At 60.3% G+C, this 15,109-nt stretch carries 15 protein-coding genes; 6 read left to right on the top strand and 9 right to left on the bottom strand.

The window, feature by feature from the left end:
• Positions 1-99: 99 nt before the first annotated feature.
• Positions 100-3,555, bottom strand: a complete 3,456-nt coding sequence (smc, locus tag CLM58_RS06545; protein ID WP_095595124.1) for a chromosome segregation protein SMC — start codon at positions 3,553-3,555, stop codon at positions 100-102.
• A 229-nt stretch (positions 3,556-3,784) separates the two neighbouring features.
• Here smc and CLM58_RS06540 point away from each other — a divergent pair, with 229 nt between their 5' ends.
• On the top strand, positions 3,785-4,252 hold the full coding sequence (locus CLM58_RS06540) for a GNAT family N-acetyltransferase (protein WP_095595123.1): 468 nt from the start codon (positions 3,785-3,787) through the stop codon (positions 4,250-4,252).
• Between the two features lie 3 nt (positions 4,253-4,255).
• Here the strand turns inward: CLM58_RS06540 and CLM58_RS06535 are convergent, their stop codons facing one another.
• Complete coding sequence (locus CLM58_RS06535) at positions 4,256-4,540, bottom strand: hypothetical protein (protein WP_095595122.1); 285 nt, start codon at positions 4,538-4,540, stop codon at positions 4,256-4,258.
• A 98-nt stretch (positions 4,541-4,638) separates the two neighbouring features.
• Between CLM58_RS06535 and CLM58_RS06530 the strand changes: the two genes are divergently transcribed.
• Positions 4,639-5,178, top strand: a complete 540-nt coding sequence (locus CLM58_RS06530) for an NADPH-dependent FMN reductase (RefSeq protein WP_095595121.1) — start codon at positions 4,639-4,641, stop codon at positions 5,176-5,178.
• On the opposite strand, the gene CLM58_RS06525 is transcribed toward CLM58_RS06530, so the two are convergent.
• Both CLM58_RS06525 and CLM58_RS06520 read right to left on the bottom strand, forming a co-directional pair.
• Positions 5,168-5,566, bottom strand: coding sequence for a VOC family protein (locus tag CLM58_RS06525; protein ID WP_095595120.1), 399 nt, complete (start codon positions 5,564-5,566; stop codon positions 5,168-5,170). The two genes, CLM58_RS06530 and CLM58_RS06525, sit on opposite strands and share 11 nt — an antisense overlap.
• Before the next feature lie 115 nt (positions 5,567-5,681).
• Entirely contained in the window at positions 5,682-6,725 is a 1,044-nt protein-coding gene (locus CLM58_RS06520) for an NAD(P)/FAD-dependent oxidoreductase (RefSeq protein WP_095595119.1), read from the bottom strand.
• 50 nt (positions 6,726-6,775) lie between these two features.
• Between CLM58_RS06520 and mnmD the strand changes: the two genes are divergently transcribed.
• Both mnmD and CLM58_RS06510 read left to right on the top strand, forming a co-directional pair.
• Positions 6,776-7,456: a tRNA (5-methylaminomethyl-2-thiouridine)(34)-methyltransferase MnmD gene (mnmD, locus tag CLM58_RS06515; protein ID WP_095595118.1), complete on the top strand. Its 681-nt coding sequence runs from the start codon at positions 6,776-6,778 to the stop codon at positions 7,454-7,456.
• Positions 7,453-8,328 carry a DMT family transporter gene (locus tag CLM58_RS06510; RefSeq protein WP_095595117.1) on the top strand — a complete coding sequence of 292 codons (876 nt, stop codon included), beginning with the start codon at positions 7,453-7,455 and terminating at the stop codon, positions 8,326-8,328. The genes mnmD and CLM58_RS06510 overlap by 4 nt, the downstream gene beginning before the upstream one ends.
• Here CLM58_RS06510 and CLM58_RS06505 read toward each other — a convergent pair.
• Positions 8,325-10,262: a lytic transglycosylase domain-containing protein gene (locus CLM58_RS06505; RefSeq protein WP_095595116.1), complete on the bottom strand. Its 1,938-nt coding sequence runs from the start codon at positions 10,260-10,262 to the stop codon at positions 8,325-8,327. The two genes, CLM58_RS06510 and CLM58_RS06505, sit on opposite strands and share 4 nt — an antisense overlap.
• 134 nt (positions 10,263-10,396) lie before the next feature.
• Here CLM58_RS06505 and dapA point away from each other — a divergent pair, with 134 nt between their 5' ends.
• Together dapA and CLM58_RS06495 are read left to right on the top strand one after the other, a co-directional pair.
• Positions 10,397-11,269 carry a 4-hydroxy-tetrahydrodipicolinate synthase gene (gene dapA / locus CLM58_RS06500; RefSeq protein ID WP_095595115.1) on the top strand — a complete coding sequence of 291 codons (873 nt, stop codon included), beginning with the start codon at positions 10,397-10,399 and terminating at the stop codon, positions 11,267-11,269.
• Complete coding sequence (locus CLM58_RS06495; protein ID WP_095595114.1) at positions 11,269-11,742, top strand: SAM-dependent methyltransferase; 474 nt, start codon at positions 11,269-11,271, stop codon at positions 11,740-11,742. The genes dapA and CLM58_RS06495 overlap by 1 nt, the downstream gene beginning before the upstream one ends.
• On the opposite strand, the gene CLM58_RS06490 is transcribed toward CLM58_RS06495, so the two are convergent.
• The 4 genes from CLM58_RS06490 to CLM58_RS06475 all read right to left on the bottom strand — a co-directional run bounded on the left by CLM58_RS06490 (position 11,739) and on the right by CLM58_RS06475 (position 15,062).
• On the bottom strand, positions 11,739-12,620 hold the full coding sequence (locus CLM58_RS06490; RefSeq protein WP_095595226.1) for a DUF2189 domain-containing protein: 882 nt from the start codon (positions 12,618-12,620) through the stop codon (positions 11,739-11,741). The two genes, CLM58_RS06495 and CLM58_RS06490, sit on opposite strands and share 4 nt — an antisense overlap.
• Positions 12,621-12,774: 154 nt before the next feature.
• Complete coding sequence (locus CLM58_RS06485; RefSeq protein WP_095595113.1) at positions 12,775-13,203, bottom strand: globin domain-containing protein; 429 nt, start codon at positions 13,201-13,203, stop codon at positions 12,775-12,777.
• 87 nt (positions 13,204-13,290) lie between these two features.
• Entirely contained in the window at positions 13,291-13,860 is a 570-nt protein-coding gene (gene rsmD, locus CLM58_RS06480; protein WP_095595112.1) for a 16S rRNA (guanine(966)-N(2))-methyltransferase RsmD, read from the bottom strand.
• The gene (locus CLM58_RS06475; RefSeq protein ID WP_095595111.1) at positions 13,857-15,062 is read right to left on the bottom strand and encodes an NAD(P)/FAD-dependent oxidoreductase; all 1,206 of its coding nucleotides are present in this window, start codon (positions 15,060-15,062) and stop codon (positions 13,857-13,859) included. Before CLM58_RS06475 ends, rsmD begins: the two co-directional genes overlap by 4 nt.
• Positions 15,063-15,109 lie beyond the last annotated feature (47 nt).

The raw sequence follows: 15,109 nt of genomic DNA, 5'->3' as shown, positions 1-15,109 counted from the left end.
GGGAATCCAAGAGAAACTAAAAAACTCACTAATCGCGACTTTTTCACTCAAATAAGGGAAGTATTGGACCAATCCGGCGCTTTTGGGGCGATCCGCTTGTTACGCAACCAACTGTTCAGCCTTTTTAAGATCCACGCTCACCAACTGGCTGACCCCCTGCTCCGCCATGGTCACGCCAAACAGGCGGTCCATACGACTCATGGTCACGGCGTGGTGCGTGATGATCAAGAAGCGCGTGTCGGCGCGGCGGGTCATTTCGTCTAGCATGTCGCAGAAACGAGTGACGTTCGCGTCATCCAGCGGGGCGTCGACCTCGTCCAACACGCAGATCGGCGCAGGATTGGCCAGGAAGACGGCAAAGATCAGGGCCAAGGCGGTCAGGGTCTGTTCGCCCCCGGACAGCAGCGACAGGGTCGACAGCTTTTTACCCGGTGGCTGGCACATGATCTCTAGCCCGGCTTCCAGGGGGTCGTCGGATTCCACCAGTACCAGCTTGGCTTCACCGCCGCCAAAGAGGTGCGTGAACAGCATCGAGAAGTTGTCATTCACTTGCTCAAACGCGGTCAACAGACGCTCGCGCCCTTCGCGGTTCAGGCTGGCAATACCGTTGCGCAAAGCGCGGATCGCTTCTTCAAGATCCTGCTTTTCAGAGACCAGATTGTCATGCTCTTCGCTGACTTCCTTGCTGTCCTCTTCGGCGCGCAGGTTCACCGCCCCAAGCGCATCTCGCTGACGCTTTAGGCGGTTAACGTCGGCCTCGACCTTCTCTGCATCCGGCATCTTCTCCGGGTCCGCATCCAATCGCTCTAGCAGGGCCTGCGGAGTGGTCTCTTGCTCTTCCTCGATCCGCTCGGCGGCATAGGCCACGGTTTCGCGGGCCGCATCGGCCCGAGCCTCGGACCGGGCACGAGCCTCTCGGGCCTCGGACGCGGCGCGTTCGGCGTCACGTTCGGCCTGTTCGGCAGTTCGCAAAGCGGTTTCGCCTTCGGCCAACGTGTCAGCGGCCTTGCGGCGGCGTGCTTCGGCTTCGTCAATCGCGTCGGCCAGTTCGGCTCGCTTCGCAGCGATCTCTTCCGGCGCGGCGGTGGCGGTTTTCAGTTCCTCTTCCGAGGTTTCTTTGCGCTCTGCCAGTTCGGCAATCCGCTTTCCAGCAGTTTCCAGACGGTGTTTCCAGCCGCTGATTTCCTTGGTCACTTCCTGGCGACGCTTGGTGCGGGCCTCGCCCTCGCGGCGCAGCTCGTCATGGGCCGAGCGCTTGGACATCATGGTCATACGTGCGGCTTCCACGGTGACCTTGACCTCTTCCACCTTGGCACGGGCCTCGTCGAGGTCCGCCAGCTTGTCGACAGCGGCTTGCGCTTCTTTCAATTGCGTGCGCGCGCCCATCGCTTCTTCGTCATGGCGGGCGACGGCAAGCTCTGCACCTTCCAGCTTGGTCGCGGCAATTGCGCGGTCACTTTCCGCGCGAGACAGCGCCCGACCACCATCGGCCACAGCACGATCGGCATCGCGGCGCGCGTCGCGGGCGCGTTTGTCGGCCTCGGTCAGCTCTTTTAGCTGTTTGGTCAGCGCGTCATGGGCCGCAGCGGCGCCTGCGGCACGGGCTCCAACCTCTTCCAGATCACGCTTCAACTCGACCAGACGGTTCAACTGTTGCAGGCGCAAAGCCGCGGCTGACGGCGCATCTTCAGCCCCAGCCCGGAAGCCATCCCATCGCCATAGGTCACCTTCCAGTGACACCAGACGCTGGCCCGGAGACAGCGCAGCCTGCAGACGCGGCCCATCGGCAGCATCTACCAGACCGATATGCGCCATGCGGCGGGCCAGCACCGGAGGAACCTTCACATAGTCAGACAGCGGTCGCACACCGCCCGGCAACGGCAAGGCTTGGTCCAGCGGCGGCAAAACCGCCCAGCCAGACCTGTCCGCGCCACCAATTTCCGGGGCACGCAGGTCATCGGCCAACGCCGCACCCAGCGCCTTTTCATAACCGCCTTCGACGCTAAGCTGGTCCATGATCTGACCGCCCTCAGCCGTGTCACGCTCGACCAGACGCGCCAAAGCGGCGACCTCGGCCCGTAGCGCCCCGGCTTCGCCTTCCGCTTCGGAATGCTCGGCGCGGGCTTCAGCCTCGCGCGATTGCGCTTCGGCTCGTGCGTTGTCGGCATCCTGCAGGGCCTTTTCAGCCTGCTCTGCGCGAACAATGGCTTCGGCTTGTGACTTCGCGGCCCGTTGGGCGGCTTCTTCTGCGGTGTTCAACGCCTCTTGCGCGGTTTCCACGGACTGACGAGCGCGGTTGGCCTCGGCTTCGTTCCGCTCAAGGTTCTTTGTTGTGTCGGTCAGCAGGCGATGCGCGGACTGGTGACGCGCGGCCAGACGGGCGACGTCTTCGGTCAATTCTGACAGGGTCGTCTCTCGGTCCTGAAGGATCGAGCCGGAATCGCGCGCTTCGACAGCTGCGGCTTCCAGGGCCTCTTCGTGGCCCTCGGACGCCTTCAACAACTGGTCAAGCTCCCACTCGAGCTTTTCGATGGTTTCGCCCGCATCACGATTCAGACCGCTTTCACGATCGATGTCGCGGGTCAGCTGGTCGATCCGGCTGGTCAGGGTTTCAATCGTTTGACGCGCCCGCGCCTCTTGGTCGGACAGCGTGTCGCGCTGAACCTGAAGACGTTGCAGGACGGCTGCGGCGATCGCCTCTTCCTCGCGCAGCGGGGGGAGCTTGTCATCCGCAGCCTGCCGAGCCTTGCCAGCCTGCCGTGCCGCGGCTTCTGCCTGCGCGGCAGCCGTGGTGCGTTCGGTCAACGTCGCTTCGGCCGCAAGTCGGGCCTCGTCCGCCTCTTTCCAGCGGCGGTACAACAACAAACCTTCGGACCGGCGCAGGTCCTCGCCAATCTGACGGTAGCGTGCCGCCTGACGCGCCTGCCGTGCCAATTGCGACAGTTGGTTCGCCAATTGCTCAATCACGTCATCGACGCGGGCCAGGTTCGTCTCGGCCCCTTTGAGCTTCAGCTCTGCCTCGTGCCGGCGCTGGTATAGACCGGAAATTCCGGCAGCCTCTTCAAGGATCCGACGCCGAGCCTTGGGCTTGGCGTTGATCAGTTCCGAGATTTGGCCTTGCCGCACCAGCGCCGGCGAATGTGCCCCTGTCGAGGCATCGGCAAACAGCATCTGTACATCGCGCGCGCGCACGTCCTTGGTATTCACCTTGTAGGCAGAGCCCGCATCGCGGGTGATCCGGCGCACGACTTCGAGGATATCCTGCTCATTGAACCCCGACGGCGCCAGCCGTTCCGAGTTGTCGATCTGCAGGCTGACCTCGGCAAAGTTCCGGGCGGGTCGGGTCGCAGCGCCCGCAAAAATCACGTCTTCCATGCCGCCGCCACGCATCGCAGTCGGACGGTTTTCGCCCATCACCCAGCGCAAAGCTTCAAGCAGGTTGGACTTGCCGCACCCGTTTGGTCCCACCACACCGGTCAGACCATCGGCGATGATCAGGTCGGTCGGATCGACGAAGCTTTTGAAACCGTTGAGTTTTAGACGAGAGAATCGCAACGAAGGGGTCCAATGACTGATTCCAGAACACAATCATTCTGGATTCTGCAGGCCATCTGTCAAGCTTAGACCCACGATATAGCGGCATAATGGAGGTTATCCACAACATATAGGCAGATTTACGCGCTTATTTCTGCAGAATTTTGCGCCAAACAAGCGCCAGTTTCGAATTGACCCCTTTGCATAAAATATTATCAATCGCCGGAGGGAGGTGAACAAAGGTAGCTCTATGTCACTCAAGATTCGCGTCGAACATCCCCTGTCATCCTCAAGCCGAACCCTGATCGCCGCCAGCCAGTCTGCGCTGGAAGCGGTCTACAGCGCCGATGAATGCTTCTCGTATTCTCCTGAAGAACTGGACACCCCGAACAGCCTATTCCTTGTCGCCCGGACCAAGGGGTGCCCCTTGGGCTGCGTCGCGCTGGTAGACGAGGGTGATTATGGAGAGGTCAAACGCCTGTATGTCGAACCAGACGCCCGTGGTCTGGGCGTGGCACGCGCGCTCTTGGCTGAACTACAGCAGGTCGCCAAGGACATTGGACTATCTGTTTTGCGGTTGGAGACAGGTGATAAACTGGAACCGGCTGTAAAACTGTACCAGCGGCTTGGATATGAACCCCGGGATCGGTTCGGCAGCTATGACGATCACCCCGCCAGCCTTTTCATGGAAAAGGAACTAGAGATGGCAGTGTACTGAGGCCTAGCATTTCAGCTTGGCTTTCATCAGCGCCGGATCCCCGGTGAAACTGCCGCGTACGATCTGGCATCCGGTTGCCAATTCAATAGCCCGGTGACCTCGCGCCATCACACCGTCACGAAATTCGAAATTGGTCCGGATCGCTTCAGCCCGGTCGCCCAGACGGTGCACTGTAAACGTGCTTCCCTCGACCGTTACCTCACGCGTGATTGCCCCGCTCATACCGGGGCTGGGCGCATCGCAGGCGGTAAGAATAGTCAGGGCAATGGGGATCAGGACCTTCTTCATGGGCAGAAACCTGACACCTTCGTTGTAAATGAACCGTTAACGACTGGACGTGATCTTCGTTTGGCCTAACCTCCGCCCGGACAGTTCAGGAGTTTCAAGTGTCTCAGACAACGTTGCTTGGCATCAGCGGGTCCCTGCGCGGGGCATCCATCAACAGCTTGCTCGTCCGCGAAGCGGCCCGAGTCTTTGAGCCAGACAGTTTTGTTCAGGCCAACCTGCGCCTTCCTCTGTTTGACGGCGATCTCGAAAAAGAGGGCATTCCGGCCGAGGTTCAGTTGCTGGCGGATCAGATTACCGCCGCCGACGCGGTCGTCATTTCGGGACCTGAATATAACAAGTCGCTGTCGGGCGTGCTGAAGAACGCGCTGGATTGGGTCAGTCGTACCAAGGGCCGCCCGTTCCGCGACAAGCCGGTGGCGATCATGTCGGCGACATCAGGGACGTCAGGTGGCCTGATGACACAGGCCGCTTTGCGTCTGGCGCTGTATTCGTTCCGCCCGCGCCTGCTTCAGGGTCCAGCCGTTCTGGTCGGGGGCGGCGCAAAGGCATTTGACGACCAAGGGCACCTGACCGGAACGCGAGAAGCCGAAGCACTGGCCGAATTGATGGCAGACCTGAAGCGCGAAATCACGCGGTAAGGTTGGAAATCTCGATCAGGTTCCCATCCGGATCGCGGATATAGATCGACAGCAACGGCCCTGTCGCCCCGGTGCGGGCAACCGGACCGTCGATCACGGCGACGCCGTGCTCTGCCAGAGCCTCAATCCATTGATCGATAGATGTATCGCTAAGAAAACACAGGTCCGCAGACCCTTTGGTGGGTCTTGCCGCCTTGGGGTCGAATTCTGCTCCGGCTTTGTGCAGGTTGATCTTCTGCACCCCGAAAGTCAGCGCTTGACGGGTCGAGCCATCCGCGGGGTAGAATGTCTCTACCCCCATACCCAAAACTTCAGTGTAGAACGCCACAGTTGCATCGGTGTCTGCGACCGTCAGAACCAGATGATCCAGCGCAGATAGTTTCGGCATATTGTCATCCTATGGTTGGCGGCCCGACCCGCCATTTATGGCGAAGAGGATGCTGGTTGCAAACCCTGATCGGCCTGATGAACCCAGTGCGCGATGTCGAGACCGCACCCACAGCTTAAAGGTTCACTTCGACCCGAAACCCCTCTGGAATGGCATCCTGCCCGTCCAACACAAGATCGGCCATGACCTGCCCCACCTTCGGGGCCATGCCGAAGCCGATCTTGAAGCCCCCGTTCGCGATAAAATGGCCCGGGCGGTCCGGGTAGCCCCCCAACATCGGCGCGCGGCTTTTGGCCCGCGGACGGACACCGGCCCAACGTTCGAGGATTTCGGCTCCTTGCAGGACTGGGAAGGCCGCAAGGGCGCGAGCATGGATCTCGTCCAACTGAATATCGGTGGATTTTGAATCGTCGAAGTCACGCTCTGAGGTAGAGCCGATCGCGACCGTTCCGTCCCCATGCGGCACGATATGCAGCGCATCTGCGAATAGCTGAGGCCGGTCCTGCGCCGCGAACCGCAGCAGCATCGCCTGCCCTTTCACCCCGTTGCCTACGGTCTTGCCGCGTTCCTCTGACAGGGCCTGCAAACCCGCATAGCCCGTCGCCCAGACCACTGCCCCTTCAGTGGGCGCATCACCGATGATGATCTGGCCACCAAGGGCTTCAACCGCTCCGGCCAAGGCCGAACACGCATTGCGCGGGTGCATGCGGGCGGTCAGCGTGTCGTGAATCAGGTATCCTGTCGGGCTTTGCGGGGCCCAGTCGTCGAACTCTGATCTAGGGCGGACGGTCCAACTCGCCTTACCCTGCCACAACGTCTTGGCCGTCTCGGCCCGTTGATGCGCCAGTTCCAGCGTGCGTGCATCCGCGATGGGCTGCAACCGGCCGGACCGGGCATAGCCGGGGTCGCGCCCAGACAGCTCTGCCACACGGGCCCAGAAGCCTTCCGCCATGATGAGACTGTCGAATTGAAAGGCCTTTTTGTCGTTCCAGTTCTCGGGCACGTGCGGGGCCAGCGCCCCGACAAGGCCGCCCGACGACCCGGCGCCAACACCATGAGGATCAATGACCCGCACTTTAGCCCCACGCGCCGCGCAGGCATAGGCCACCGACAGGCCAAACACCCCTGCCCCCATCACTGTGACATCCATGCTTGCCATTGCCGCCCGCCTTGATAAGTCTTGGTCCTCTGACACCCATAGGCCATGCCATGCCCACAAACCAGCCAAAGGCGTCTCTGGACTGGAAAGACGACGCCATTCCGGTCTCGACCCAATTTGACGACCCGTATTTCTCGCTGGAAAACGGGCTGGAAGAAACGCGCCATGTTTTCCTGTCGGGCAATGACCTGCCTGCACGGTTTGCACCAGGGTTTCATGTGGCCGAACTGGGCTTCGGGACCGGGCTGAACATGCTGGCCGCGCTAATCGCCTGGCGGGACGCGGGGATTGACGGGCCGTTGCGATTTACCAGCTTTGAAGCCTTCCCAATGAGCGCGCCCGAGATTGATCGCGCCTTGCAGGCCTTCCCAGAGGCCCGCGCGGTAGCAGACCCGTTTCTGGATCAATGGGCTACCGGTCAGACGCGGATTTCCTGCGATGGGCTGGAAGCCGAGATCATTCTGGGTGACGCCCGCGAAACCCTGCCCGCGTGGGTGGGCAAAGCAGATGCTTGGTTTCTGGACGGGTTTTCCCCGGCCAAGAACCCCGAGCTTTGGGATGCAGATTTGATGACGCAGGTCGCCCGACACACCACGGCAGGCGGAACGGCTGCAACCTACACCGCCGCAGGCTTCGTGCGCCGGGGCCTAGAGGACGCAGGCTTCACCGTCACACGCACTCCTGGCTTTGGCCGCAAACGCCACATGACCCAAGCGAGCCTACCGCAATGACAGAGCAGAACACCCGACTAGGTATATATCTCATGGCGCTGACCATGCTGATCTTCGCTCTTCAGGATGCGATCTCTCAGCACTTGGCGCGGCACTATAACGTCTACATGATCGTGATGATCCGCTACTGGTTCTTCGCAGCCTTCGTCATCGCTTTCGCCGCCCGACAGGCCGGTGGGCTGCGCAAGGTCGCGGCCACCAAACGGCCCTTCCTGCAGATCTTCCGCGCAGCCCTGATCGCGTGCGAGATTTGCGTGATGATCACAAGTTTCGTCCACCTTGGCCTGATCGAAAGCCATGCCGTCTTTGCCGCCTACCCCCTGTTGGTAGCCGCGCTTTCGGGCCCCGTTCTCGGGGAAAAAGTCGGCTGGCGCCGGTGGTCCGCCATCGGGGTCGGCTTCATCGGGGTTCTGGTGATCTTGCAGCCCGGGATGACTGTCTTTTCGCCTTTCGCAATCATCCCGCTGATCGCGGCCCTGATGTTTGCTCTCTATGGGCTTTTGAACCGCTATGCCGCGCGGTTCGACGGCACCGCCACCAGTTTCTTCTGGACCGGGGTCGTGGGGGCCATTCTTCTGACGCCGATCGGCCTTTGGCATTGGGAGGCTATGACGCCGACCGATTGGGGCTGGATGCTTGCCCTGTGCATCACCGGGGCCACCGCCCATTGGCTGCTGATCCGCTGCTATGAACTGACCGAGGCAAGTGCCTTGCAACCGTTTGCCTATCTGCAACTTGTCTTTGCAACGATACTTGGGTTGTTGATCTTCGGAGAAGTCCTTCGCCTTAACGTCGCCATCGGTGCCGGAATTGTCATCAGCGCGGGGATGTTCACCCTGATCCGCGCAAGGCGGCGGGAAAAAGCTGCTTAGAACCCATTGCGCAACGTGTCTGACAGGCCGATGGGGCCCGCTTTTCCGGACAGCCGCGTTTCATAGACCCACAGGGACTCCGCAATGCGCATGACGTAGTTTCGGGTCTCGGTGAAGGGGATATGCTCGATCCAGTCGATCACATCAACGCGGGAAGACCGCGGATCGCCGAACCTCTCGATCCAAGCCGTCGCACGGTGCGGCCCCGCGTTATAGGACGCGGCCACCAGAACCACACTGGGGCCCCACTTCTCGATCATCTGCTCTAGATAGGCCGCGCCAAGCTGGGCATTATATTGAGGGTCCGTAAGCAGGGCAGACAGGTTGTAACCCACACCGATATCCCGCGAGACATCGCGCGCCGTTCCCGGCATCAACTGCATCAACCCGCGCGCGCCTGCGCCGCTGGTCACAGCCGGGTCAAATTCGCTTTCGCGCCGCGCGATGGCCAGTACCAGCTCTGTCGGGACGCCGTGATTGTCCTTGGACAGCTCGGTCAGCGGGAAATAGGGTTCGGGCAGGACAAAGCCCTGACCCGCAGCCTGTTTGGCAATCTTTAGCGCGATATGAGGCTCTCCCCAATCCAGCGCCATGTCGGCCAACTGCGCCTGCCCCAGAACATTTTGGCTTTCGGCCAGATGGGTCAGGAACCATTCGGCCAAGTTCCGCTCTCCGGCATCGGCAAATCGTTTTGCCACGGTCACCAGATCACTCTTGGCAAATGCGGCATGCCGCCAATCAGGAAGACCGCCTTGCCCGACCATTGTTACGTCCGGCGCTATTCCAGCTTTCTCTGCCGCAAGCTGACCATAGAAACTGGTCTGGAACTGGCCGCCCTTGGCATAGGCCTCTCGCGCGGCATCGGATTGGCCAAGCTCTTCCAGCGCCCGGCCCTGCCAGTACCCTGCCCGACCAAGGCTGATCGGTGTCTGAACCGCAGTTTCAAATCGGTAAAAGTGCTGCAACGCCTGCAAGGGTTCGTTCAGGAACCGCAGTGACAGATAGCCCGACAGCCATTCCAAATCCGCGAAGCTGGACCCTTCCGGCAAGTGGTGCTGCGAGGCCAACCGATAAGCGCGCCGGTGCTCTCCGTCCCGCATCAAACGCCGCACGTAGACCGCGCGCCGCTTTGCCCATTTCTCGGGCTGGCCAAGAGAGGCTTTCGAGCCTGTCCTCTGTTCCAGCAATTCCAGTGCGCTGTCGGTCAGCCCCTTGTTCGCACGCCAGTTGAACCTTTCCCACGCAAGGCCCGCATCACCGGCCAAGGACGATGGCACGGCATCAATACGGGCATCCACCCCGTTCTTCTTTTCGCGCAACGCGATCCGGGCCTCTGCCAACCTTTCCCAGCCGTCCGACACAAGCGGGTACATCCGTCGGGCGGACTCTGACGCCCCAGCCCAAAGCATCGCGTCCAATCGCGCCTCGTGATGCGGGTTCAAGTCCTGAGGAAACACCGTCATCAGGGCCAATTGTGCCGAAACAGTAAGGGGACGTGTCTGCCAAGTCTCAACCGCGATGGCGGATGCGGCTTCAGGTTGCCCCAAAGCTTGGTACGCCAAGGCCAACCGTGTCGCGCCATCCCCGCTGGACGGGGGGGCGGCCGAGAAGAAGTCCAGAACAGCCTCGGCTGACAAATTATCCGGCATCCGTTCTTCTGCCCGCAGGCGCACACGCGCCAGACCCGGCCAATCGGGATTGCGTGACAGAAAATCAAGGTACTCGGGGAACTCACCTTCCCCAGCGCGCAAACGCCGCCAGTCCACCACGTCGCGCATCAGATCATCGCGACGGGTCAGCTGTGCCGCCTCATCCCATTTATCTGCCCGTACAGCAGCCATCACCTCTGTCACCGACGCCGCCCAACCGGGCGCCGCCAGCGCGTAAATCACGGTGATTGCCATAAAAATCCGAACCATCGGGGTGTCCGCCATTCCGAGTCTGGTAAAAATGTAGCGTCTAGCGATCCCTACTCAATACACGAACTTGGCATTATCGTGACGTGGCGCTAGTGTCCGCGCGATTACCGGCGATTCAGCGCCGATGCCTAACAGAAAAGGAGCGAGTCATGTTCAAAGGGTCAATTCCAGCCCTGGTGACGCCGTTTAAGAACGGCGCAGTGGATTTCGACGCGCTCAAACGTCTGGTCGAGTGGCAGATCGAACAGGGTTCGCACGGGCTGGTCCCCGTCGGCACCACCGGCGAAAGCCCCACCCTAAGCCACGAAGAGCACGAGAAAGTCGTCGCCACCGTGGTCGAGGCCGCAGCGGGCCGCGTACCTGTCATCGCAGGTGCCGGGTCGAACAATACCGTCGAAACCATCCGCTTCATGCAATACGCCAAAAGCGTGGGGGCTGCGGCGGGGCTTGTGGTGACACCCTACTACAATAAACCGACTCAGGCCGGGTTGATCGAGCATTTCACGCAAGCGCATGACAGCTGCGACCTGCCGATCATCATCTACAATATTCCCGGTCGTTCGGTCGTAGACATGACGCCCGAAACCATGGGCGAGTTGGCCACGCTGCCACGCATTGTCGGGGTGAAAGATGCAACCGGCGACCTAAGCCGCGTGCCGCAAACCCGCATCACCTGCGGGACCGACTTCATCCAGCTGTCGGGCGAAGACGCGACTGCACTTGGTTACAACGCCCATGGCGGCGTCGGCTGCATCTCGGTCACGGCAAACGTGGCGCCGAAACTGTGCGCAGAGTTCCAAGAGGCCACGCTGGCGGGTGACTATGCCAAAGCACTAGAGCTTCTGGACCTACTGATGCCGCTCCACATCGCCATCTTTGCCGAACCCGGCGTTGCTGGCGCGAAATACGCCCTGTCCAAACTGGGCATGGTCGAGAACGAAGTGCGCAGCCCGCTGACCACGGTCACCCCCGCGGTCGCCGCACAGCTTGACGCGGCAATGGCCCATGCTGGCCTGCTCTGATGAGCTTTGAAAAAAGAGAGGGGGAGGTCAGCCTCCCCTTCGACCCAGCCGAGGTCGAAGGCCCTACGGTCGCCTTTATCGGCAAAATCTATTCCCCATGGCAAAAAGACACCGCCCCGCACAACCTGACCCAGGCGCGTGAACGGGGTGGAGAGTTCCACGTCCAACTGGATGCAGACTATCGCCCGGCCCTGACCGGCCTGTCTGAAGGGGACCGGATTATTCTGCTCTATTGGATGGATCAGGCACGTCGTGACCTTGTGCTGCAGGCACCACGGCATTCCGACAAAGGGCCGCGCGGAACGTTTTCTTTGCGCTCGCCCGTGCGACCGAACCCAATCGCACTGGCCGTTGTCAGCATCACCTCACTGGACATTGACGCCGGTCGCATCGGGATCGACGCGATCGACTGTTTTGACGGCACCCCGCTGGTCGATATCAAACCGTGGATTGCCCGCGTCGACGCGCCTTAAACGTCCTCTGCCGGTGCCTCATCAAACCGGATCGCCGAGCGATAAAGATGCCATGTTGCGTGGCCAAGCACCGGCATCACGACCACAAGGCCAAGGAACACCGGGATTGATCCGAGCGCCATGGATATTGCGACGATCAGCCCCCAGGTAGCCACCGGAACCGGATTGAGCTTGGCAACTTTGATCGAGATGGACACCGCCACCGGCAACCCGACCCGCCGGTCAATCAGCATCGGGAACGCCGTTAGGCTGATCATCAAGACAACGGCCGCGAAAAGCCCGCCGACCGCAACACCGATGATCGTCATGGCCCATCCCGCCTGCGTCGTCAGGATATCCGTGACAAAGCCAGACAGTGAGGTGGGTGGCAACGGGCCAAGAGTGGTGGCGTAAATGGCCCAAGCCACGAACATCCACAGCCCGAAAATCGCGAACAGGTAAAGCCCCAGAACCAGAACCGGCCCAAGGATTTTGGATCGCAAAACGCCCAAGGCGCTGAACCATCCGATGTCATGTCCGGCCTCTCTTTGTCGGCTCATCTCATACAGGCCAATGGCCGCGACCGGCCCCAACAGGGCAAAGCCCGAGGCCATTGGGAAGATCAGAGGCAAAAGCCCCTCATTAAACGCCATTAGTGACAGCGCGACGCCCATGAACGGGTAGAGGACCACCAAAAACAGCACATCCGTGCGCATGGCGGTGAAATCGCGAAAGCCCATAACCAAGGCCATCAGCAGGTCTTCGGTTTGCAGCTTTTGGATCCGGGGCTTGGCGGCGTCTTGTACAGCCAGATACCGGGTCGCCTCGCCTACCCGCTTTGACGCACCGAACAACGCGCCACCGGCCCAAGATACTGGATTTCCTATGGTTTGAACCATGCCAACCTCTCCTTTCAAACAAGATTGTTGGCCTGTCACGGGGCAGGCGAACTTCTTGTCCGCAAGGCCGGACAGGTCGGTCATAAGACCAGATTAGCACAAAACCGGTCACTCAAGGGTCACGATTTTGGGAAAGGCAAGGCAGCCGGACTGGCTACGCCGCTTTTGCGGCTAAGTGGTATTGCTGTTTGAAACGTGCCACCAGATGCCGGACCTGTGTTTGCAGCAAAGCCTGAACGTCCTTTTCCAACTCATCCCGGCCCTGCATGCTATCCGCGAACATCGCGACCAAAGCGTCTTCACAGGCAATAAAGTGACGGTCTTCAAAGTGGTACCGTTTGTGAAGGCCGACGAAGTCGTCAACATGCGCGGCAAGCGCCCCGTGCTGGGTGCATGCATAGAAGATGTCGACCAGTGTTCGTTCAAACATCATCCCTTGGTGCGCCGCGTCGCGTTTAAACAGGTCCTTGGCTTCGGGAACGGCTTTAAAAAGATGCCGGAAAAAGGATTGGCGCAGCCGTCCCTTGTTCCGAAGAATGACGGGCAGGGATTGCGCAATCATCTTCCGTTCTACGTCTGTCATTATCTTCTGCACCTTTGGAAAAAACCTAAACAAATCTGTCCGCACTCTTTGCACGGGGAGGCTTTCCAAAGGATTAAGAAACGAGGGCTAGTCAGTGGTGGGCGCGCGAAGGATCGTGATATGGGTATCGCCGTACTTGCGACTATCAAGCAATTCAAACCCCTCGGGCGCCGTCTGGGGGGTGCTTTCTTCCCAGACGATCAGCGCGTCAGAAGCCAGCCAGCCACCAGACTGGGCCGAGGCAAGGGCCTTTGCGCCAAGATCTTTGCCGTAGGGTGGATCAAGAAAGATCAGGTCAAACCCCACCCCGCGATTTTCGCCAAGACGCGTTGCATCGCGGCGGAACAGGCGGGTCACCCCTTGGGCACGGCATTTCTCGATGTTTTCGCGGATCAGGCTGCGGGCTTTGACACCATCATCCACCAAAGTGACATGGGCCGCTCCGCGCGACAGCGCCTCAAGCCCCAAGGCCCCGGTGCCCGCAAACAGGTCCAGTACCCGCGCGCCGTCGACCGGATCGCCATACCCGCCATTCAGCAACAGATTGAAAAGGCTTTCGCGCACACGATCTGTCGTGGGGCGCAGATGCGCCCCGGCATCGCCCTTCCCGACAGAGGCGAGGGCCATGCCCTTAAATTTCCCCGCGATGATCCTCATGGGCGCAGCAGGTCTTTGATGACGATCGTGGTATCGGCAATCGTTTCCGGCGCAGGTGATTTGCCCATCGCCAGCAAGCGTTTTCCAACCATATAGGCCCGAGGGGCATTCATCGCATCAACCGCCAGAAGCCTGTCACCCTGATAATACCAATGAGACAGCGCCCCATCCTTTTCCCGGGTCACAATTTGATCGTAACCGGTATTCAACCCGGCGATTTGCAGCTTCACATCATACTGGTCCGACCAGAACCAAGGCTCTGGGTGATAGGCGACGTCTTCGCCGACCATGTTCTGCGCCACATTTTCAGCCTGATCGATGGCGTTCTGGACGCTTTCCAGACGAATACGCCCCCCATCAAAGGGGAAGGATGCGCAATCGCCTGCCGCATAGATATCGGGGTCCGAGGTGCGACCGAATTCATCCACGGCAATCCCGTTATCCAGCGCGATGCCGCAGGCCTCGGCGATTGAGGTCACTGGCGAAATACCAATCCCGACCACGACCATATCCAAAAGCAACTCGGTCCCATCTGTCAGAAGGGCACCTGTTACCTTGTCTTCGCCCAGAAGGCGGTCCAGACCGACACCTTCACGGATATCGACGCCATGAGACCGGTGCAAATCGCGGAAGAAATCAGAGGTTTGGGGGGCTGCCACGCGTTGTAGGATGCGTTCGGCCATCTCGATCAGCGTGACCTGCATCCCCAGCTTGGCACAGACTGCGGCGGCCTCAAGCCCGATATAGCCACCGCCGACGATCAGAACTCGCGCACCTTCAACACAAGCTGGTGCCATTGTGTCGACATCTGCCAGCGTGCGCACAACGTGGACGCCTTGCAGTTCTCCTCCGATGGCGCCCGGCAGGCGGCGCGGAACGGATCCAACCGTCAGTGCCAGCTTGTCATACGGAATGGCCTCTCCACCTGCGACAACGACCTTGTCCTTGCGATCGATTGCAACTGCGGTGTCGGCAAGTTTCAGGTCGATGCCATTGTCGGCGTAAAACTGTTCGGGCCGCAAATACAGCCGCTCGCGGTCCATTTCCCCAAGTAGATAGGCCTTAGACAGGGGCGGACGCTGATACGGTGGCGCGCCCTCTTCCCCAATGAGGGTGATCTTTCCCTCGTGCCCCAAAGACCGCAGTTTCGCGACCAAAGAGCATCCAGCCTGTCCGGCGCCAATTACGACAATATCCGACATATGATCCTCATCTTTTCTGGCCGCAGGTGCAGGGGCAACCTATAACT

It is taken from the genome of Actibacterium pelagium (assembly GCF_002285415.1).
GTDB classification, from domain to species: Bacteria; Pseudomonadota; Alphaproteobacteria; order Rhodobacterales; family Rhodobacteraceae; genus Actibacterium_B; species Actibacterium_B pelagium.
Note: the sequence above shows the minus strand (reverse complement) of the source record. Positions and strands in the feature narration are given on the sequence as shown.

Excerpts from the sequence above, each read along its gene's own strand:
- CLM58_RS06540 (WP_095595123.1), top strand. The coding sequence starts at position 3,785 with ATGTCACTCAAGATTCGCGTCGAACATCCCCTGTCATCCTCAAGCCGA.
- CLM58_RS06535 (WP_095595122.1), bottom strand. The coding sequence starts at position 4,540 with ATGAAGAAGGTCCTGATCCCCATTGCCCTGACTATTCTTACCGCCTGC.
- CLM58_RS06525 (WP_095595120.1), bottom strand. The coding sequence starts at position 5,566 with ATGCCGAAACTATCTGCGCTGGATCATCTGGTTCTGACGGTCGCAGAC.
- CLM58_RS06520 (WP_095595119.1), bottom strand. The coding sequence starts at position 6,725 with ATGGCAAGCATGGATGTCACAGTGATGGGGGCAGGGGTGTTTGGCCTG.
- mnmD (WP_095595118.1), top strand. The coding sequence starts at position 6,776 with ATGCCCACAAACCAGCCAAAGGCGTCTCTGGACTGGAAAGACGACGCC.
- CLM58_RS06510 (WP_095595117.1), top strand. The coding sequence starts at position 7,453 with ATGACAGAGCAGAACACCCGACTAGGTATATATCTCATGGCGCTGACC.
- CLM58_RS06505 (WP_095595116.1), bottom strand. The coding sequence starts at position 10,262 with ATGGCGGACACCCCGATGGTTCGGATTTTTATGGCAATCACCGTGATT.
- dapA (WP_095595115.1), top strand. The coding sequence starts at position 10,397 with ATGTTCAAAGGGTCAATTCCAGCCCTGGTGACGCCGTTTAAGAACGGC.
- CLM58_RS06495 (WP_095595114.1), top strand. The coding sequence starts at position 11,269 with ATGAGCTTTGAAAAAAGAGAGGGGGAGGTCAGCCTCCCCTTCGACCCA.
- CLM58_RS06490 (WP_095595226.1), bottom strand. The coding sequence starts at position 12,620 with ATGGTTCAAACCATAGGAAATCCAGTATCTTGGGCCGGTGGCGCGTTG.
- CLM58_RS06485 (WP_095595113.1), bottom strand. The coding sequence starts at position 13,203 with ATGACAGACGTAGAACGGAAGATGATTGCGCAATCCCTGCCCGTCATT.
- rsmD (WP_095595112.1), bottom strand. The coding sequence starts at position 13,860 with ATGAGGATCATCGCGGGGAAATTTAAGGGCATGGCCCTCGCCTCTGTC.
- CLM58_RS06475 (WP_095595111.1), bottom strand. The coding sequence starts at position 15,062 with ATGTCGGATATTGTCGTAATTGGCGCCGGACAGGCTGGATGCTCTTTG.